Source organism: Gemmobacter serpentinus (genome assembly GCF_008973825.1).
GTDB classification, from domain to species: domain Bacteria; phylum Pseudomonadota; class Alphaproteobacteria; order Rhodobacterales; family Rhodobacteraceae; genus Gemmobacter; species Gemmobacter serpentinus.
In genome coordinates this window covers 1-17,498 of the sequence record NZ_WCHR01000062.1, presented here as the reverse complement: position 1 = coordinate 17,498, position 17,498 = coordinate 1, and the positions used below count along the sequence as shown (strand labels likewise).

Annotated in this window: 19 protein-coding genes; 4 read left to right on the top strand and 15 right to left on the bottom strand. The window is 63.3% G+C overall.

Annotated features, from left to right (window positions below):
* On the bottom strand, positions 1–4,299 hold a 4,299-nt coding region (locus GBJ34_RS20385), incomplete at its 3' end, for a bifunctional class I SAM-dependent methyltransferase/DEAD/DEAH box helicase (protein ID WP_151720998.1).
* A 177-nt stretch (positions 4,300–4,476) separates the two neighbouring features.
* Between GBJ34_RS20385 and GBJ34_RS20380 the strand changes: the two genes are divergently transcribed.
* Positions 4,477–4,773 carry a hypothetical protein gene (locus GBJ34_RS20380; protein ID WP_151720997.1) on the top strand — a complete coding sequence of 99 codons (297 nt, stop codon included), beginning with the start codon at positions 4,477–4,479 and terminating at the stop codon, positions 4,771–4,773.
* A 220-nt stretch (positions 4,774–4,993) separates the two neighbouring features.
* Here the strand turns inward: GBJ34_RS20380 and GBJ34_RS20375 are convergent, their stop codons facing one another.
* From GBJ34_RS20375 to GBJ34_RS20325, 11 genes are all read right to left on the bottom strand, one after another.
* Complete coding sequence (locus tag GBJ34_RS20375; RefSeq protein WP_151720996.1) at positions 4,994–5,695, bottom strand: RES family NAD+ phosphorylase; 702 nt, start codon at positions 5,693–5,695, stop codon at positions 4,994–4,996.
* Complete coding sequence (locus GBJ34_RS20370) at positions 5,692–6,093, bottom strand: MbcA/ParS/Xre antitoxin family protein (protein ID WP_151720995.1); 402 nt, start codon at positions 6,091–6,093, stop codon at positions 5,692–5,694. Before GBJ34_RS20370 ends, GBJ34_RS20375 begins: the two co-directional genes overlap by 4 nt.
* Before the next feature lie 58 nt (positions 6,094–6,151).
* On the bottom strand, positions 6,152–6,796 hold the full coding sequence (locus GBJ34_RS20365; RefSeq protein WP_151720994.1) for an antitoxin of toxin-antitoxin stability system: 645 nt from the start codon (positions 6,794–6,796) through the stop codon (positions 6,152–6,154).
* Positions 6,789–7,211: a hypothetical protein gene (locus tag GBJ34_RS20360; protein WP_151720993.1), complete on the bottom strand. Its 423-nt coding sequence runs from the start codon at positions 7,209–7,211 to the stop codon at positions 6,789–6,791. Before GBJ34_RS20360 ends, GBJ34_RS20365 begins: the two co-directional genes overlap by 8 nt.
* A 72-nt stretch (positions 7,212–7,283) precedes the next feature.
* Positions 7,284–7,478, bottom strand: coding sequence for a hypothetical protein (locus GBJ34_RS20355; protein WP_151720992.1), 195 nt, complete (start codon positions 7,476–7,478; stop codon positions 7,284–7,286).
* 1 nt (position 7,479) lies between these two features.
* The gene (locus GBJ34_RS20350; protein ID WP_151720991.1) at positions 7,480–7,857 is read right to left on the bottom strand and encodes a DUF6915 family protein; all 378 of its coding nucleotides are present in this window, start codon (positions 7,855–7,857) and stop codon (positions 7,480–7,482) included.
* Positions 7,858–7,867: 10 nt separating this feature from the next.
* On the bottom strand, positions 7,868–8,359 hold the full coding sequence (locus GBJ34_RS20345) for a DUF6878 family protein (RefSeq protein WP_151720990.1): 492 nt from the start codon (positions 8,357–8,359) through the stop codon (positions 7,868–7,870).
* Positions 8,360–8,460: 101 nt separating this feature from the next.
* A complete protein-coding gene (locus GBJ34_RS20340) occupies positions 8,461–8,979 on the bottom strand; it encodes a DNA repair protein RadC (protein WP_151720989.1) in 519 nt (172 codons plus the stop codon).
* 108 nt (positions 8,980–9,087) lie between these two features.
* Positions 9,088–9,525 (bottom strand): JAB domain-containing protein, encoded by a 438-nt coding sequence (locus tag GBJ34_RS20335; protein WP_151720988.1) that lies wholly within the window; start codon positions 9,523–9,525, stop codon positions 9,088–9,090.
* 126 nt (positions 9,526–9,651) lie between these two features.
* Positions 9,652–10,851 (bottom strand): DUF932 domain-containing protein, encoded by a 1,200-nt coding sequence (locus GBJ34_RS20330; protein ID WP_151720987.1) that lies wholly within the window; start codon positions 10,849–10,851, stop codon positions 9,652–9,654.
* Between the two features lie 341 nt (positions 10,852–11,192).
* Positions 11,193–12,062: a LysR family transcriptional regulator gene (locus GBJ34_RS20325; protein WP_151720986.1), complete on the bottom strand. Its 870-nt coding sequence runs from the start codon at positions 12,060–12,062 to the stop codon at positions 11,193–11,195.
* Positions 12,063–12,200: 138 nt separating this feature from the next.
* Between GBJ34_RS20325 and blaRCP the strand changes: the two genes are divergently transcribed.
* A complete protein-coding gene (blaRCP, locus tag GBJ34_RS20320; RefSeq protein WP_151720985.1) occupies positions 12,201–13,082 on the top strand; it encodes an RCP family class A beta-lactamase in 882 nt (293 codons plus the stop codon).
* Between the two features lie 322 nt (positions 13,083–13,404).
* Here the strand turns inward: blaRCP and GBJ34_RS20315 are convergent, their stop codons facing one another.
* Positions 13,405–13,809 carry a single-stranded DNA-binding protein gene (locus GBJ34_RS20315; protein WP_028030787.1) on the bottom strand — a complete coding sequence of 135 codons (405 nt, stop codon included), beginning with the start codon at positions 13,807–13,809 and terminating at the stop codon, positions 13,405–13,407.
* A 421-nt stretch (positions 13,810–14,230) separates the two neighbouring features.
* On the opposite strand from GBJ34_RS20315, the gene GBJ34_RS20310 reads away from it, so the two are divergent.
* Complete coding sequence (locus tag GBJ34_RS20310) at positions 14,231–14,551, top strand: H-NS histone family protein (RefSeq protein ID WP_151720984.1); 321 nt, start codon at positions 14,231–14,233, stop codon at positions 14,549–14,551.
* 95 nt (positions 14,552–14,646) lie between these two features.
* Here GBJ34_RS20310 and GBJ34_RS20305 read toward each other — a convergent pair whose 3' ends face one another.
* Positions 14,647–15,537 carry a LysR family transcriptional regulator gene (locus GBJ34_RS20305; RefSeq protein WP_151720983.1) on the bottom strand — a complete coding sequence of 297 codons (891 nt, stop codon included), beginning with the start codon at positions 15,535–15,537 and terminating at the stop codon, positions 14,647–14,649.
* A 65-nt stretch (positions 15,538–15,602) separates the two neighbouring features.
* Between GBJ34_RS20305 and GBJ34_RS20300 the strand changes: the two genes are divergently transcribed.
* Positions 15,603–16,607: a DMT family transporter gene (locus tag GBJ34_RS20300; RefSeq protein WP_226341316.1), complete on the top strand. Its 1,005-nt coding sequence runs from the start codon at positions 15,603–15,605 to the stop codon at positions 16,605–16,607.
* 199 nt (positions 16,608–16,806) lie between these two features.
* On the opposite strand, the gene GBJ34_RS20665 is transcribed toward GBJ34_RS20300, so the two are convergent.
* A complete protein-coding gene (locus GBJ34_RS20665) occupies positions 16,807–16,971 on the bottom strand; it encodes a hypothetical protein (protein WP_165375273.1) in 165 nt (54 codons plus the stop codon).
* Positions 16,972–17,498 lie beyond the last annotated feature (527 nt).

The following is a 17,498-nucleotide window of genomic DNA, read 5'->3' as shown; positions in this document are numbered from 1 at the left end:
ATCCGTCGGACAGAAGAGGCGCAGCTTCCAGGCGATGATTTCCGAGAAGAAGCCATCGGCTTTGAGGCGGTCTTTTTGCGCTTCCGTGAACCCGGACAGCTCGATCCGATTCACACCCATGACGCGGGACCGGTGCAACTCCATTCCTTCGGCGAGCCGCACCACGGTCTTGCCCTCCAGAATGAGGGCATGGACCTGCGCCGCCGTTAGCTTCGGCGCGTCGTCAGCGAGCGTGCTCGCGACCCAGGCGGGCGAGACACGGCGGCCGATGATGCGTTGGCCGTCATCGGTCTGCAGCCGGTAGACGCGGGTTTCGTCCTGCGGCAGTTGCTTCCAGATTGGCAACAGAAGCCCCGCGACAATGTGCAGCGAGGATTCCGAGAACTCGGGCACCTCGGCCAGTTCCGCGGTCCAGGCGACGGTGAACGCCGCGCGGTCGGCATCTAGCCAGTGTGTGTCCTCCATCATCTTGACCGGGAAGGTTTGGGTTTCGGTTGGCCGGATCAGACGCAGGCGTGGCTCGATGGTGCCGTCGTCCAGCATCAGGCTGGTCGCGGGCACCTGCAAGGCGGCGCGGCCCGAGCGGCTGTTGACCAGAAGGCGTGCCTTGGGGTCATCGAGCCAGTCCAGCGCGTCCGCCAAGGTGACCGGTGCATTACGGATCTTCTGCGCTATAGTCAGTAGCTGGGTTTCAGCGCCGGAACCGGGATGGGTATAGATCACCCGGGCATCGATGACGCGGAAGCTCTCAGCGCGCAGTGTCTCGAGCCCGAGGTCGTAGACCCCGGCAGCGATCGCACCCTCGATACGCTGCGCCAGAAGTTCCTCGAAAGCGGTGAACAGAATGCCCTGCAAATGAATCGTCAGCGCAAGCAGGCGATTGAGGAAGGTCGTGATCGGCGGCAGGTCATCCTTCAGCCCGTTGTCATCGGTCAGGCTGAGGCCAGTGGCATCCTCGAACGCCCCGAGTGAACAGCCCGCCACATCGCCACGATAGAGTTTGCGGTAAAGCTGACGCAAAGCATCGCGGGCGTATGGACTCTCGAGGTTGTCTTCCGGGCGAAACAGCCCCTGACCGCCGGTCTGGCGCTGGCCCCGCGTGATCGCGCCGAGCGTGTCGAGGCGGCGTGCGATGGTCGAGAGGAACCGCTTCTCCGCCTTCACGTCGGTCGCGACGGGGCGGAACAGAGGCGGCTGCGCCTGATTGGTGCGGTTGGTGCGGCCGAGACCCTGGATGGCCGCATCGGCTTTCCAACCGGGTTCCAGCAGGTAATGGACCCGCAGACGCTGGTTCTTGGCGCCGAGATCGGCGTGATAGCTGCGCCCCGTGCCCCCGGCATCGGAGAAAATCAGGATGCGCTTCTGGTCGTCCATGAAGGCGGCGGTTTCCGCGAGGTTGGCAGAGCCCGCGCGACTTTCCACGACAAGTCGCGCCGTCGGACCCTCGCCTTTGCGCACGATGCGGCGCGAGCGGCCCGTCACTTCCGCCACGAGATCGGTGCCGAAGCGCTGCACGATCTGATCCAGCGCGCCGGGCACGGGCGGAAGCGAGGCCAGATGCTCGACCAGCGCGTCGCGCCTGCGCGCGGCCTCGCGGCATTCCACCGGCTGGCCATCGCGCGTGACGGGCCGCGAGGAGAGGTTGCCCTCGCTATCGGTGAAGGGCTCGTAGAGCTGAACCGGGAAGGAATGGGCGAGGTAGTCCAGGCACGCCTCTCTTGGCGTAATGTCCACCCGCACATCGTTCCACTCATCCGTAGGGATGTCCGACAAGCGGCGCTCCATCAGCGCCTCGCCGGTGGAGACGATCTGGATGACGGCCGCATGGCCTGCTGCCAGATCGGCATCAATTGACGCGATCAGCGTGGGAGTTTTCATCGAGGTCAGGAGATGGCCGAAGAAGCGCTGCTTGGCGGACTCGAAGGCCGAACGCGCGGCGGACTTGGCCTGACGGTTGAGGGTGCCGCCGCTGTCGCCGGTGATGTTGGCCGCCTCCATCGCTGCCGCAAGGTTGTTGTGAATGATAGCGAAAGCCCCGGCATAGGCATCATAGATGGCACGCTGCTCAGGAGTCAGCGCGTGCTCAAGCATCTCGTACTCGACGCCGTCGTAGGAGAGCGACCGGGCCATGTAGAGGCCAAGCGACCGCAGGTCGCGGGCGAGGACTTCCATCGCGGCGACCCCTCCGGCCTCGATCGCCTCGACAAACTCGGCGCGCGTCGCGAAGGGGAAATCTTCGCCACCCCAGAGGCCAAGCCGCTGTGCATAGGCGAGGTTGTGAACCGAGGTCGCCCCGGTGGCCGAGACATAGACCACCCGCGCATTTGGCTGCTTGTGCTGCAGCCGCAGGCCCGCCCTGCCCTGCTGCGACGCTTCGGTATCGCCGCGTTCGCCCTTCGATCCGGCGGCATTCGCCATGGCATGGCTTTCGTCGAAGAGGATGACACCATCGAAGTCGACCCCGAGCCAGTCGACGATCTGGTCGACGCGGGATTTCTTGGCCCCTCGCTCCTCGGACCGAAGTGTGGCGTAGGTCGTGAAGAGGATGCCCTCAGAAAGCGGGATGTCGCGGCCTTGCGCGAAGCGCGAAAGCGGCGTCACCAGAAGACGTTCCTGGCCAAGCGCTGACCAGTCGCGCTGCGCGTCTTCCAGCAGCTTGTCGCTCTTTGACACCCAGAGCGCTTTGCGGCGGCCTTGGCTCCAATTGTCGAGCAAGATGCCCGCCGACTGGCGGCCCTTGCCCGCCCCTGTGCCATCGCCAAGGAAGAAGCCACGGCGGAAGCGGATAGCGTCAGCGGCATCGTCGGGCGCGGCCGAGACAAGATCGCCGGTTTCATCGACAGTCCACGACCCCGCGAGACAGGCGCCATGCGCTTCCCCAGCGTAGATCACGGTCTCCAGCTGCGCGTCGGACAAAAGGCCTTCGCGCAACACGGCAGCGGGCAGCTTCGGGCGGTAGCTGGGTTTTGGGGGCGCGACCGAGGCCATGGCCGCCGATTGCACCAGCTTGGTCGGGTGCGGTTCCGCCCCGGGAATGTCGATCGCCTGCAGCCGGAAGGTCTCATAAATGGCATCCGACAGGTGCGCGCTGGCACCGTCATCGGTCGCATCACGCAGGCTATAGGCGATGTTCGCAGCCTCGATCGGCAGTGCGGTGTTGGTGGGTGGTGTTGCTGGCGTGGCGCGCGATGTGCTGATCGCGGTGCGCGTGGTGCGGGCGGGATTCCCCGGGAAGGGGGAAGTGTAGGGGACTGGGTTTGGGGTTTGTACGTCCAGCACGAGGCGCCGCGGGACACGGGCCGCTATCAGCGACAGCAGGCTGGTCACATCAGGCGATATCGGGTGCGTCAGATCGGCAGTAATACCGCCCGGCTCGCCGCCACGGCATTTGTCGAAAACCGAGACGCGGGTTTCGAAGCTGGTGCCATGCTTGGCGAAGGCAGCACCAGACACAGCGCCGGTGAAGACCAGATGCGCGGACTCGGTCAGGCGGTCGAAAGTCGCGGCCCAGGCTGGAGCGTTAGGCGCGAAATTCGCACCCGTGATCGCCACCAGCCGCCCACCAGGGGCCAGCCGGGCAAGCGCCGAGCGCAGATGCCGGGCCGCCGCCTCGGTCGTCCGACCATCGACGTTGGCCATGGCCGAGAATGGCGGGTTCATCAGGATGACGCTCGGGCGCATGCCCGCGTCGAGACGATCGTCAATCTGCGCGGCGTCAAAGCGAGTAACCGGGCAGCCCGGGAACAGCAGGCGCAGAAGGTCGGCGCGGGTGTCTGCCAACTCGTTCAGCGCGAGGCTGCCGCCCGCGATCTCGGCGAGGATCGCCAGAAGCCCGGTCCCGGCCGAAGGCTCGAGGACCAGGTCGCGCGGCGTGATCTGTGCGGCGGCCAGGGCTGCAAGGCCCATAGGCAGCGGCGTCGAGAATTGCTGGAAGCGCTCCATCTCCTCCGAGCGTCGGGTATGCGTGGGCAACAGGCCAGCCACCTTGGCGAGGATGGGCAGCAGTGCTGCAGGCGAGCCTGCCCGGGCCAGCAGCGCACGGCCGAATTTGCGCAAGAAGAGGATCAGCGCCACCTCGCCCGCCTCATAAGCCAGCTTCCAATCCCAGGCGCCTGTCGCATCGGAGCCACCGAAGGCGCGCTCCATCTCAAGCCGCAGGCGTAGCGCGTCGATCTGAAAACCCTGCGCCAGATCGGGTTGCAGGGATTGCGCCACGATCACAATAGCTGCGGCGGTGTCGGGGCATTGCAGCGGGGCAACCAGCGGCAGCGCAGTTGCAACAGCAGTCTGAAACGTCATCGGGGATCTCCGGATTGGGACAAGGACAAACCGGCGGGGCACTCTCTCTGTCCCCCTTCGGCTTAGCCTTTTCCCGCTCCCCTTTGCCTCTCAAACCCCGGAACTAGGGATGCGCGGCTTGATTTGGTTCCCGTAATGTTCTATGTATGGAATCCAACCAGCAAGGGAGTTTCCCCGATGGAAGACACCACCTTCGCCCTGCCCGTGACGCCCAAACAGATCGCCTATGCGCGGTCACTGGCGCTCAAGAACCAGACATTGCTACCTTGGGAGGTGCAGCAGGACCGGCGGGCTTTGAGTTCTTGGATCGATGCGCAGGCGAAGCTGAAACCGGTCTCCGCGCTCGACCAGCTGCCGTCCTCCAAGCAAGTTGCCTTTGCCGAGCGCCTCGCCCGGATCAAGCGCCGCGCCGTTCCGGACGAGTGCTTCCGAGATAAGGGCCGGATGTCGAAGTGGATCGACGGGAATAGGTGACGAGTGTCAGGCAGTGGATGGCATGTTGGCGTCCGGATCACCGAGGGATTTCTTCTGCCTGAGAAATGCGATCCGCAGCGCTTCCGTCGGTGACGACGGAGAGTCCAAAGCCTCGAAGAACGCCTGATGGTCACATGGCTTCAAGTTTGTGATGTCAGGGCTGTTGCCATTTGCTGATTTCACTTTTTCGGACCTCCGAGGGAGCATGCGCTGTAACTTGTCAGCCGACAGCCGTAATCGAGTAATGCGGTGTCCCATCCCAAACAAGATCCCAAGACGCGCCCGGACGGACGCTCTGGATGGCGTGTGGCTCAAAGCAGACCAGGCAATTCCCGCCGGGAGCCGGAGCCCGAACTGAAGGATAGATCAAGCCCCGGGATCCGGCCCGGCGCAGATGCTGGGCTAAGCTTTGACCTTCAGGATATCCGACTACCGGATCCGGATGCAGAGCAGGATGATCCGGCTCATCAGTCATGTCGTCGAACACCCCGATAAAGTCGGCCAGCATTTCCACATATCGCGCGCTGTCATCGTAGCTGCCCGTAAAACCAAGTTCGCGCGTGCGGTGCCAGGCCACTTCGCTGACGGAAACCATTACATCCCATGTGCAGTACCAAGCACCCCGCTCCTTGGTGTTGAAGCGGTTTCCGCCTGCGCGGGTGTAGGTGAAGGCTGCGTTGACATGACTGTCACCATAAATGCGCAGGTCGCGGCTGCGGCGCTGCCACGCAAGTTCGCGCGGGTCCAGGTGCGGGTTGCGGCCACGTTCCGCAAGAAGACGGCCGCTGGTCAGGCCCTCAATCTCTGCCAAGATATCCATCTCGTCATCGGTATCGACAAGACCACGCAGAGCTGGCGGCTTGTGATAGGTGGCGGGCAGGAGGCGAACGAGACCGCGATCGGAAATCTCGGTCTGCTTCATACCCCACCACGCAATGCGTCAAGATAGGTCCGCACCGCAAGGATCTGCGGCAAACCGCCGTCGATAGCAGTGTCGACCGGACGGTTACCACCAAACAGCGGACCGGTGTTCGGCCGGGCGAACCAGCTTCGAGCCAGTGGCTCGGAGAAATAAAGCTCGAGCGACTTGTAGATGCCGATCACAGCGCTGAGCCGCAATAGTTGGTCCTTGGTGAGTTCCCCCGCAAAATCTGGCTTCTTCGCGCGCTTCCACGTACTCTCCGACATGTCGGCGAGGCCCGCCGCTTCCTTCAGGCTGAGACCCCAAGCGTCGGCCACGCGGGCATAAGCCTTCAGCGCAACGGCGTTGATCTGTGCAGGTTCTCGGATCTTCTCTGCGACTTGCATGTTGTCCTCCATTGCCACTAACATAGTTCATATGGTCTCATTGTAAAGATCAAATGAACCGATCGCTCTCTCACCCAAACCGCCGCCCTCCTTCGGTGAAGGTGTACTCGTTGACGATAATCCCCTCCTCGATGGCCTCGTCTGAAGTCAGATGGTCGTATTCGGCCTGAAGCTGGCGATAGACCCAACGTGCGAGATCACGCAGCGCTTCGGTCACAATTTCGTCCGCATCCTCAGTCGGCGGCTGCCAGATCGAGCTGTCGCGCGTGACGTCAACGGACATGGTATATTCGTGGTAATAGCGGCCCCGGTGACTGACATCCGCGGTGAGCTGGTAGAAGTTTCGCCGCTGGATCGCCTGAAGCCTGTCTGCGATGCCATGCAAGGTCGTGTCCTGAGGGGCATAATTCCTGATGCTCGTTGTCGCGCCCTTAGCGTGGCTGAGATATCCCTCGAAGGCCGCGCCGTCCCCTTGGCTCCAGAAACCCGAGAACCAGATGCAGGGCTTTTCGCGGGTGCCACCACCCATCAGCCGAACCGGGCGGGTCTTGAGGCTGACGCCGAGGATGTCGCAGACCCGCTCGAAATCCTCGTAGACCGCATCCCACCAATCGTCATAGGGCCCGAGTTCGCGATACCAACTGCGGGCTTTCTCCTTGGCAGTGTCGGAAAGTTCGTGGAACTGATAAACCGTGGTGCAGATGATATCAGGCATCGCAGTCCTCCCCGCGGAGCGCGGCCTCAAGCCATTCATGCGTGCTGGTCCAGCCGATGGATTTCCGCTTTCCGAGATCAATGACATGCGCGCCACCGCCGAAGGCGTCCAATCGTGGCCGGGAACAGGTGTAAGCGACTTCGAACCCCCAAAGACCAGTGAGCTCGATCTCTTCCGCTAGGCACAGCACGAAGCGTATGACGCCTGCGATATCGCCTTCCCCCTCATCGTCATGGAACCAGAGGATTGAGCTTTCGGGACCGTCCTGTTGCGTCATGGCAAAGCCCGAGTATTCCGGATCGTCGGCGCTTTCCTCGTGGAGATGCAGGCGGGTCAAGAGATCAAGCGCCGCGATAGCTTTTTCAGGCGAGCCCACGTCGAGGACGCAGGAAAAGTGGGTGAAATAGTCGGCCATAGTACCTCCAGAAATGAGAAGGCCCGGCCAGAAGGCCGGGCGGATTGGAACATGCGGGTCGAGAAATGCTGATCACGCGCAGTCGGCGTGCACCCGAACCTGAGCCTCTGCATGGGCCTGCAAGAGCTCGCGGTAGTAGCGCTTGCGCGCCGCGCGCCAGCTGCAGACGGCGAGCGTGTCAGGATGCAGACGGCCGATGGCAATGCGCAGCATCGCGAGTGGCGTGATCTCGGGAGGGACGCCAAGATTGAGGTAGGCCCGGCTCATGTCAACGGACCTCCACTACGGGTAGCGCCAGATGCGGATCGACCAGCGACTCGATCTTCTCAGTGCGGCCCATCCAGGGTTCTGGCCGGATCGCCTTGACCCAGTCGGTGAAGCTCGGAATGAAGCCCAGATCCTCTCGGACATGCTGTTCGCCCACCCAGCGGGTTGGAATGATCCTGCCGGTCGACAGCGTGATCGTCGGGCCGAAGATAGTCTCGGAAAGCCAAATTCCCGCCGCATGATGAAACATCGCGCGATGGCGGAAATCCGCAGAGTGGGCTTTCGAGCTATCGTACCAGGCATGGATGGGCTGGTAATCGTCGACCGTGCCTCCCCATTTTTTTACCGAAGAGAGGGCGTGATGATATGGATGTGCCATCGCCGCCCCCTCAAAATTCATGGGTGAAGAGTTCGGACGACGTGAACCGTTCGTTGAACTCGAGGTGGATGCAGCGGGCGCTGGCGTCGAAGCAGAATTCGCCAAAAGCACCGTCGTTGTTTTCCCAACCGCCGTGAGTGTCAGCGAGCAAATCGTAGGCAAGCTGCTCGACGACATCGGTAAGCGACAACTGCCGCATCTCGACCGCCGGGTTGTCCCAGGTGATCGCGGCGTAGGGGATTTCTACGGAAGGGAACTCCACAGCGACCTCTCCTGCCCAGGCGGAGATGCTTTCAATTTGGCCGCTGTCACCCTCGCCATCGAAGGTCACGGTGACATGAGTGATGCCAGCGGTGGACAGCGCATCAAACAGGCGCTCCTGGTTGGCAGGACGCAGTTCTGCCTCGCGGTCAGTTTGCTTGAGGTGGGCCGCAAACACCGACGCGAAGTCGACCACGGACGGCGGCATCGGCGCCGCGAGGGTGGGTTCAGCTTGTGTCATGGAATTCTCCGGAAATGAGGGAAGGGTCGGAGCCAGCCGGGCGATCTCTTTCACCCGGCAAAGCTCGCAAGACCCCCCTGCCCTCCTCTGTCTCTCGGTCGTCACGCCGCGATCTGCAGGGCCCGCGCCGCGAAGGTGCGCCACAGCGGATCGACAAGACTGGCATCAAGAAGATCGGCGTGGTGACGCAGGCGCTGCGCCAGATCGGCCTCACTGCAATCCGCTGCGCGCCCTGCCTGCGCGCGAAGCTGGCTCGCCTCGCTGACGACGGCGCGCGCCTCGGCAGCGCACGTCACCGGATGGCACCACGCTACGGCGCCTTCGCGGGCGGAACCTGCGAGAACCAGACGGTCATCTCGGTCGAGGATCGCCAGAAGCTGCGGGGCCGCATCCGGCGCGAACTCTTCGGCATGGTGGATTGCCCCACCCATGGCCTCGGCCAATGTGGGAAAACGATCGAGAACGGCGGGAGCGTTATCACCCGAAATCCAAGCAGCGGGGGTCTGGCGCGACAGCGTCAGCGCAAAGGGGAGGCTCGGATTCGGCACAGCATTCTGCGGGGGCAGCGTGAAGCCATGGGTGCGCGAAGTCGGCTGAACCGGGAGGGAGGGGTCGAACATTGGATGATCTCCGACGGCGCGGGAAGCCGCTCTCCCCGCCTCGGCCGTCAAAGACCAAACCGCCGCCCTCTTCCTCGAAGGGGCGGCAGCGATGGGTCCGAAGTTGGATCAGATCTTGCCCAGACCCCGCAGGCTCAGTTCGGTCCCTGCCCCGACGATGATGTGATCGTGCAGCGTCAGGCCAAGATACTTACAGCCTTTTTGGATTTCTTTGGTCATGCTGAGATCGGCTTCCGATGGTGTCGGATCGCCCGAAGGGTGATTGTGGATCAGGATCAGGGCGCTGGCATTCAGCAGCGCCTGTTTGATCACCTCTCGCGGGTAGACCGGAACATGGTCGACCGTGCCCACCGACATAAGGGCGTCGGTGATGACGCGGTTCTTGCGGTCGAGATAGAGGACGTGGAACTGCTCAACCGGTCCGCGAACGGCCACGGCGCAATAGTCCATCACAGCCTGCCAGCTGCCCAAGACGGGGTTCTGGCTGAGGTAGCGGCCGAGGATTTCGCGGGCCTCAAGGATGACGGTTTCTTCCTGGGGGGTCATGGGGGTCTCGCTGAATTGCGCACACCGAAGCACCCTGCCCTCTCGGGCGGGGCCAGTGGCGTACTCTTGGAAAGACGGAAAGCGCGACCGCCGCGGATGCAGACGGTCGCTGTGAACGGGCCTGCCTCAGCCGACCCGGTCGAGGAGCTTCTTGGCACGCCCTTCCATGTCGAGGCGGGCATCCTGCTGGGTCTTGTCCCGCGCAAGCCGCGTGATCCCCTGCACGAAGTCGAAGATGCTTTCGGGCGGGCGGCCCTCTTCCATCAGCACCTTTTCGATGATCTTGCCGGATTCAGCCTTGGAGAAGCCGCGTTTCCGCAGGAAATCATCGCGGTCTTCATCCGTGCGCGCGACGATCTGCTGCCGCGCCGCCTTGATGCCGTTCACAAATCCCTGCGGCGAGGAATTGGCAAACCGTGTCAGTGCTGGTGCCGCCTCTTGGGCAAAGCGCGAGGCGGCATACTTCGAGTGACGGATGGTGATCTCCTGAAAATCCTCGACGCCCCAGAGGTTGCGGTTCTGGCAGACGGCGCGCAGGTAGAAGCTCGCCATGCCGAGGGTCTTGGCACCCACCTCGGAATTCCAGCAGTAGAAGCCCCGGAAGTAGAGATCGGGGGAGCCGTCGGGCAGCCGTCCCGCCTCGATCGGGTTGTGATCATCGACGAGGAACAGGAAGACATCCCGGTCCGAGGCATAGAGCGTGGTCGTGTCGCGACTGATCTCGACATCGGGGTTGTAGACCCCGGTCGACCAGTCGAGGACGCCAGGCACCTTCCAGCGCGTGTCACCCGTGCCATTGCCCGCGATGCGCTGCACCGCCTCGACCAGTTCATGGTCATGGATGCGGCCATAGTCCGGGCCGGTCACGGCGCGCAGCTCGGTGCGGCCATCCTCGGTCTCAAAAGTCTTCACCTGCTCAGCGCGGTGGTTGGTCAAACCGTATTGCAGGTTGATCCCTGCCAGTGGCGCGGGCAGCTGCCGCAGGTAGGAGGCCGGAGCGCCGACGATGCTGGCAAGCTGGCCAAAGGCCCAATGCGTGGGCGCCACCGGTTCATGCGCTTTCGGCAGCATCAGGTGCAGCCGCTCAGGGTTATCGCGCGCCGCCTCGACGCGGATGTCAGCCGTCTGCACCACACGGCTGCGGCTGCGCTCGGACCGGCCCTTCACATTGGCCCAGAGATCGTCGAGCGACAGATACCGCTCATCATCGGGCCGGTTGAACCATTCGGACGACACTCGCCCGTTCCGCTCACCCCGGCTCACATCCACTTTCCAGCCACCCGCCCGCGCCGGTGCGACTGGATCCAGAACTTCTACAACGCCCATCGGCTATCTCCCGCGACGGGCGCCAGGAGCCACTCTCCCAGCCCTCAACCCGTCGCCGGGAAATCGACACTCCTCTTACTCTGGCTGATGTGAAGGGCGGGAAGCGGACCTTCGCCGCGCTTGGGTCGAACGTCGCGGAAGGGCCGTCTCTGCTGGGCAGACCCCACTCGCTTGGGGGGCAGCAAGCTGTGCCGCCGCAACTCTGCTTCGAGCCCTTTCGAGCCCTTCGTGTCGGTTTTGGGCTTCATGTTGCATGACGGGCATCCAAGTGGGTGCCTGCCAATGTCCGCGGCGCTTAGCGCGCACGGCAGGCTTGGGGGGGGGTGACACGAATTGGATGCTTACTCAGCGCTCTGGCCGGTCAGCCAACGCGAGAACGTGCTCATCGCTGATATGGCGGGCCGGTCGGACGGCCAGGCGAGATAGTAACGTCCGACAGAAACTGTGACGCCGAAAGGCTGTGCCAAGCGGCCCTGCGCGATGTAGCTCTCGAACATGGAGATCGGCAGCAGGGCGACGCCGGCGCCTGAGGTTGCCAGCTCTGCCAAAGCCACCGAGCTGTCAAAGACCGGCCCGGTGACAGGCGGGCAAGGCACGCCTGCGGCCTCAAACCAGCCCGGCCATTCGGCGCTTCGGTAGCTGCGCAGAAGCGTTACTTGCCCGAGGTCCGAGGGATGCAGCAGCCGTGACGCGAGGCCCGGCGCGCAGAGCGGCGCCATCGGCGCCTCTGCCAGTGGGATCGCATCGTGTCCTGTCCAGCCTCCAGTGCCGAAACGGATCGCCATGTCGAGCCCCTCGCGCAGGATCTCCACCCGGTTGTTGTTGGTCGAGATCCTCAGGTCGATCTGGGGATGGGCCTGTCGGAACGCCTCGAGCCGCGGCATCAGCCAGCACATCGCGAAGGTCGTGTTGACGCCAACCTTTAGCACCTCGATGTCGCGCCGCCCGCCGAGACGGTCGAGCACCCGCGACATCGCGTCGAACCCATGCTCAAGCACGGGAAAGAGCAGGCGTCCCTCGTCGGTCGGGATCAGCCCCTGGGAGGTCCTCAGGAACAGCGCTGTGCCCAGCAGGTCCTCGAGCCGCGCGACCTGGTGGCTGACGGCAGCCTGGGTGACGCGCAGCTCGATCGCGGCCTTGGTAAAGCTGCCCTGGCGCATGGCGACCTCGAATACGCGCAGGGCATTGAGCGGCAGGTCGGGGCGATCCATGGCAGTACCTCAGCTAATGGCAGGCCATAAGATTTGTCGTTTGATGGCTGCGATCAAGCCGAAATATACAGTCCGCATGACATCATGTGATGTCGCATCCCAGGCGCCACTGGCGCAGATCCTGAAAGGAATGGTCCCATGCGGTTCACCGCTACCGTCCTGTCGCGTGTCGCGACAGGGCTCGCTCTCGGCCTGTCCATGGCCACGGCCTCCCTCGCCGAAACGCCTGTCGAGGCGCTCTCCGAAACCGTCGCCCGGATCGAGGAACAGCTCGGCGCCCGCGTCGGCCTCTCGCTCATGGAGACCGGCACGGGTTGGTCCTGGTCTCACCGCGAGGACGAGCTTTTCCTCATGAACAGCACGGTCAAGGTGCCGGTCTGCGGCGCCATCCTCGCGCGTTGGGACGCGGGCAGGCTGTCGCTCTCCGATGCGCTGCCGGTGCGCAAGGCCGACCTCGTGCCCTACGCGCCCGTCACGGAGACGCGGGTCGGCGGCAACATGACCCTCGACGAGCTCTGCCTCGCGGCGATCGACATGAGCGACAATGTGGCGGCGAACATCCTGATCGGGCATCTCGGGGGGCCGGAGGCGGTGACGCAGTTCTTCCGCAGCGTCGGCGACCCGACGAGCCGTCTCGACCGCATCGAGCCCAAGCTGAACGACTTCGCTTCTGGAGACGAGCGGGACACCACGAGCCCGGCCGCCATGTCCGAGACGCTGCGAGCGCTGCTGCTGGGCGACGTGCTGTCTCCGGAGGCCCGCGGGAAGCTGGCGGAGTGGATGCGCCACGGCGGCGTGACCGGCGCATTGCTGCGCGCCGAGGTCGAGGACGCCTGGCTGATCCTCGACAAGTCGGGCAGCGGAAGCCACACGCGCAACCTCGTCGCGGTGATCCAGCCTGAAGGCGGAGCGCCCTGGATCGCGACCATGTTCATCTCGGATACGGACGCGGAGTTCGAGGTTCGCAACGAGGCGCTCAAAGATCTGGGTAGGGCGGTGGTCGCGGTTGTTCGCGAATAGCCTATCCCAGGCGCGGCTTCCGCTCTGAGAAAGGATGTACTTTGGGCTGCGGAGCAGTGAGACATCATGCCATTGCGCAGCCGATGGTGCCGGTGGGGTGCCCTGCAATACCTGGTCGACTGGAGCCGCTCTAGCACCGTCCCTAAAGTCCCGCACCGCGGACCTCGGGATCTTGGATCTTGCTGCGCAGTGGCATGAAGGTCCGGTATGGGGAAGCTGCGCTGCAGCAACGGTGATCTTGGCCAAGGTCCGCAATGGGCCGAAAACGACGGAACCCGGCGGGTTTCCCCGCCGGGCCCCTTCGGGGAAGACCCCGTTCTTTTCAGAACGGGATCTCGTCGTCGCGGTCGACCAACTCGGGGTTTTCGTTCTCGGCCGACTTCGGGCGGCTCAGGAAGTCGACCTTCTCGGCGATGATCTCGCAGCCGTAGCGGTCCGTGCCGGTGGCATCGGTCCACTTGGTGTAGTGGATGCGGCCGTGGACGAGGACCTTCATGCCCTTTTCGCAGTGCTCCGCGACGGTCTTGCCGAGACCGTTGAAGCAGGTGATGCGGTGCCATTCGGTGTCCATAACCCGGTAGCCGTTCTCGTCGCGCATTACGCGACCTTCCGAGAGGCGCGGCCGCGAGGTGGCCAGGGTGAAGTTAGTGATCTTCGTGCCGCTTTGGGTCGAGCGCACTTCGGGCTTTTGACCGATGTTGCCGGCGAGGATGACGATGTTCTGCATGGTAAGCTCCTGTGTTTCCTGTCCCTGGGACCGTCCCTTCGACAAGACCCGGAAAAAGCCTGTCGGCTGAGGTGTGCACGGGCGACGGAACGGCGACCGGAAACCTCCAGAGGGCCGGGGTGGAGCGGGCAGCCCCGAGGGGCAACACGGCCCGGACTGACGCGGGGTTGCGCGCCAGAGGCCGAACAGGCTTAGGGGATTGTCAGTCGAAGGGATGGCACCGGGGATAGGAGCGGCCTGGGGCTCACGCAGAACTCGGCCTTCCTCACCAAGGCAACCGGGTTGAAGCAGTTGCGAAACCGCCGACCCGGCAGCTCAAGCCAACCTCATCCCCCTGCCCTATCGCGGTGACCTCCGGGGGAGTTGTGATGTTGCGACATGACGGCTATCCCGGATGCATCATTCAGGAAACGAGGGCCCAATGGCTGATTTCAATCTCGAGGCGATGTCGCTCAAGGAACTGCGGCAGTTGCAGAAGGACCTCGCCAAGGCGATTTCCACATATGAGGACCGGCACAAGGCCGAAGCCCGTGCCAAGCTGGAAGTGCTTGCCAGGGAGATGGGCTACTCCTTCGCCGACCTGATCGGCGTTGAAGTGAAAACGACCCGTGCGCCAGCCGTGGCGAAATACCGACATCCTGAAAACGCGGCTCTCACTTGGTCGGGTCGCGGCCGTAAACCACAGTGGTTTGTCGCAGCGCTGACTTCTGGCAAATTCGCAGACGATCTAGCTATCGGCTAAGCCAGTGCGAGCGGCTTGTTCGTCCTGTTGCCGGGCCATGGCACAACGCCGATTGGTCCATTCAGACCGTTCGTGAAGGTGCGGTTCTGACTGAGCTACACCACGAGCGATAGCCCGCCATATCGGCTCACCTCCGCTTCCACCTCGGCAATCAGACTGTCGAGTGCGGGGTTTCGGGCCTTGCGGGTACGGCGCACGACATAAGCAAGGTCGGGCGGTGATGGCAATTGCGTGCGGATGATTTCCATTTCTGGCCGGATGTGGCGGTCGCTCAGCAACGCCACGCCGAGTCCAGCAAGGACACCCGCCACGATGCCAGCGGCGCTGGAACATTCGAACACGGTTTCCAGAAGCGCGCCGTCGTCCTGCCCGATGTCCAACGCCCAATGGCGGTAGAAGCAGTCGTCATCGAAGGAAAGGAACGGTATCGGACCATCAGCCGGAAGGGGCGATCCCGCAAGCTTCACCCAGTGCAGCCCTTCACGGAACAAGACCACATCGGTTGGTCGCACTTCATGCGCGAAGATCTGGACGATGGCAGCGTCCAGCTCGCCCCGGTCCAACATGCCGCGCAGGACGACGCTCATCCTGACCTTGGTCCGCACCGCGACCTGCGGATGTAGACGGTGGAAGCGCCCAAGGATGCGCGACAGATCCGTGCAGGTGGTGTCCTCGGTCAGGCCCAGTTGAATACGCCCGGCGAGGTCGGTCTTGGTCAGGCTGAGGAGCGCTTCGTCATGCAGGCCAAGAATGCGGGCGGCGTAGTCCAGAAGGTCCTGCCCGGCGCTGGTGAACATCGGCGCGCCCGCGCGACGGTTCAGAAGGTCACAATCTAGGCTGGTTTCCAACCGCTTCACCTTGTGGCTGACGGCGGACTGGGTCAGCCCAAGCGCCTCTGCCGCGCGGGTGACGCCCCCGTGCTGCTGGATGGCGCGCAAAGCGCGCAAGGCGTCGATGTCAAGGCGGCGGGTGGACAGGTCAGACATGCAGCTTCTCAATGTTTCTGCAATCAGAGTGCCAGAAACCAACAATTCCGGCAAACGTTCATTACATGAATGGCATCATTGTCATTACTTCATCGAAATTTGTCATGCCAACAATCCTGTCATCCCGCGTATTGCGGCCGAGTAATCGAACCGAAAGAACCGGAATGACCGCCCTGAACACGCCTTCCTCGACCACGCATCCCCTCCTCTGGCCTGTGATGGCGGTCTTGCTCGTGATCGGATGGAGTTCCGGCTTCGTAGGCATCCGCTTTGCAAATGCAGAGGCAAGTGTTTTCCTGCTGCTGTTCTGGCGCACACTTCTTTCGGGCTTGATCCTGCTTCCCTTTGCACTTTTCTTCGGTCCAAGGCTCGGCCTGCGGGGAATCGGGTTCCAGATGGCCTTCGGCGTGCTGTCGGTCTTTCTGTACCTCGGCGGTTTTGCGCTCGCCATCGAGCAACGCGTTCCGACCGGTTTGGTTGCGCTGATCTCGGATCTATTGCCCCTTGCCATCGCCGCATTGTCACAGCCCGTGCTGGGTGAACGATTGTCGGGTCGGCAATGGGTCGGAACCGCTATCGCGGTGGCCGGGGTTGTGATCGTGTCATTCCACAGCCTGGCCTTCGGGTCTGCACCGCTTTGGGCTTACGGCCTGACCGTTGCCTCGATGCTGATCTTTGCGCTGGCTTCGGTGCTGCACAAAGGGCGCGAAGAGTTGCGCATGCCGTGGTATCGGGCGCTTTGCATCCAGACCCTGACAGGTGCCGCCCTGTTCGGAGCAAGCGCCTTGGCGGCGGGCGATGGACTTGCCCCGCCGATGACTGCGAGCTTTGCGATCGGCATGGCATGGTTGGTACTGATCGCCACCTTCATGACCTATGCGGTCTACTACACCAGCCTTCGGCTGTTCCCCGTCGCCAAGGTCAGCGCAGCCATCTATCTCAGCCCGCCGGTGACGATGGTCTGGGCTTGGGCGCTGTTTGGTGAACCGCTCACGATGGTGATGTTTGCGGGGCTTGGTGTGACCCTGATCGGGGTCTGGTTGACGTCGAGAGGCGATATATCGCCGTGATACGAAACAGCGCGCGGCTTTCACCGCTGCCGCACGATTGTCCGCTGTTCGTCCGATCTGAGTGGACAATCGGACAAGTCGAGGCGGCCGCGAACGAGCGGCGGCGTTCTGTTGGACTGCCGAGGCGGCACTGTTGCCGGCGAAAGGCCGAGGACGGCGCGTTCGCGCCGTGCCCGGGCCTTCTTAACGACCGTGGGCATTACGCCCACGGGTCGATCTCAACAAGCACCTGAACCTCGTCGCCGTCGATTTCATCGGCGGGGACGGCGCCAAAGGTTCCATCCCCTGCCTGAAAGACCACGATGGATACCATGAGCGTGGCGGCGAGGCTGGCGGCGAAGGCGTGAGCATCTTTGCGGGACATCTGTTTTGGCTCCTGCTGGGAGGCGAGGGACCATCCCCCGCGCTGACAGGAACCCGCAGGCCCAAAGACGGGCTGACATCACCGGGTGCGTTCGGGCTTGCCCCGAATCCGGCCGGCGGCACGGGCTTGCCCCGTAGTCCGAGCCCTTGTGGCTTGATCTCGAAGACTGGAATTGGGCCAAGGAAGGGACTGGCAAGCGGGGGATGGTACTTTGACACAAGGAGCCTAATTGTCCCGCCGATGCTCACGCCTTCGCCGCCAGCCTTGCAGACATGCTCTTAGTTGACCGAGGCCTTACTGGGGATGGAGCCTTTGGTGCCCCGCGCAGATGCGCGGGACAGGTTGGTGCTGGATGAGAGGCCCGCGTGCGGCGGGCCCCCTTGGTCTCTGAGAAGGCTCGGGCGGCGATGTCCGCCTTCTGTGCCCTCTAACGTGCGTTTTGAAATTGAGAGTTGGCTATTCGCCGCTGTCGCCTTCGCCCAAGGCGGCAAGCCGAGCGGGCAGGTCCATCCTGACATGCAGGAAGT

Coding starts and splice junctions, on each gene's coding strand:
- GBJ34_RS20380 (WP_151720997.1), top strand. CDS start 4,477: ATGGAAGACACCACCTTCGCCCTGCCCGTGACGCCCAAACAGATCGCC.
- GBJ34_RS20375 (WP_151720996.1), bottom strand. CDS start 5,695: ATGAAGCAGACCGAGATTTCCGATCGCGGTCTCGTTCGCCTCCTGCCC.
- GBJ34_RS20370 (WP_151720995.1), bottom strand. CDS start 6,093: ATGGAGGACAACATGCAAGTCGCAGAGAAGATCCGAGAACCTGCACAG.
- GBJ34_RS20365 (WP_151720994.1), bottom strand. CDS start 6,796: ATGCCTGATATCATCTGCACCACGGTTTATCAGTTCCACGAACTTTCC.
- GBJ34_RS20360 (WP_151720993.1), bottom strand. CDS start 7,211: ATGGCCGACTATTTCACCCACTTTTCCTGCGTCCTCGACGTGGGCTCG.
- GBJ34_RS20355 (WP_151720992.1), bottom strand. CDS start 7,478: ATGAGCCGGGCCTACCTCAATCTTGGCGTCCCTCCCGAGATCACGCCA.
- GBJ34_RS20350 (WP_151720991.1), bottom strand. CDS start 7,857: ATGGCACATCCATATCATCACGCCCTCTCTTCGGTAAAAAAATGGGGA.
- GBJ34_RS20345 (WP_151720990.1), bottom strand. CDS start 8,359: ATGACACAAGCTGAACCCACCCTCGCGGCGCCGATGCCGCCGTCCGTG.
- GBJ34_RS20340 (WP_151720989.1), bottom strand. CDS start 8,979: ATGTTCGACCCCTCCCTCCCGGTTCAGCCGACTTCGCGCACCCATGGC.
- GBJ34_RS20335 (WP_151720988.1), bottom strand. CDS start 9,525: ATGACCCCCCAGGAAGAAACCGTCATCCTTGAGGCCCGCGAAATCCTC.
- GBJ34_RS20330 (WP_151720987.1), bottom strand. CDS start 10,851: ATGGGCGTTGTAGAAGTTCTGGATCCAGTCGCACCGGCGCGGGCGGGT.
- GBJ34_RS20325 (WP_151720986.1), bottom strand. CDS start 12,062: ATGGATCGCCCCGACCTGCCGCTCAATGCCCTGCGCGTATTCGAGGTC.
- blaRCP (WP_151720985.1), top strand. CDS start 12,201: ATGCGGTTCACCGCTACCGTCCTGTCGCGTGTCGCGACAGGGCTCGCT.
- GBJ34_RS20315 (WP_028030787.1), bottom strand. CDS start 13,809: ATGCAGAACATCGTCATCCTCGCCGGCAACATCGGTCAAAAGCCCGAA.
- GBJ34_RS20310 (WP_151720984.1), top strand. CDS start 14,231: ATGGCTGATTTCAATCTCGAGGCGATGTCGCTCAAGGAACTGCGGCAG.
- GBJ34_RS20305 (WP_151720983.1), bottom strand. CDS start 15,537: ATGTCTGACCTGTCCACCCGCCGCCTTGACATCGACGCCTTGCGCGCT.
- GBJ34_RS20300 (WP_226341316.1), top strand. CDS start 15,603: ATGAATGGCATCATTGTCATTACTTCATCGAAATTTGTCATGCCAACA.
- GBJ34_RS20665 (WP_165375273.1), bottom strand. CDS start 16,971: ATGTCCCGCAAAGATGCTCACGCCTTCGCCGCCAGCCTCGCCGCCACG.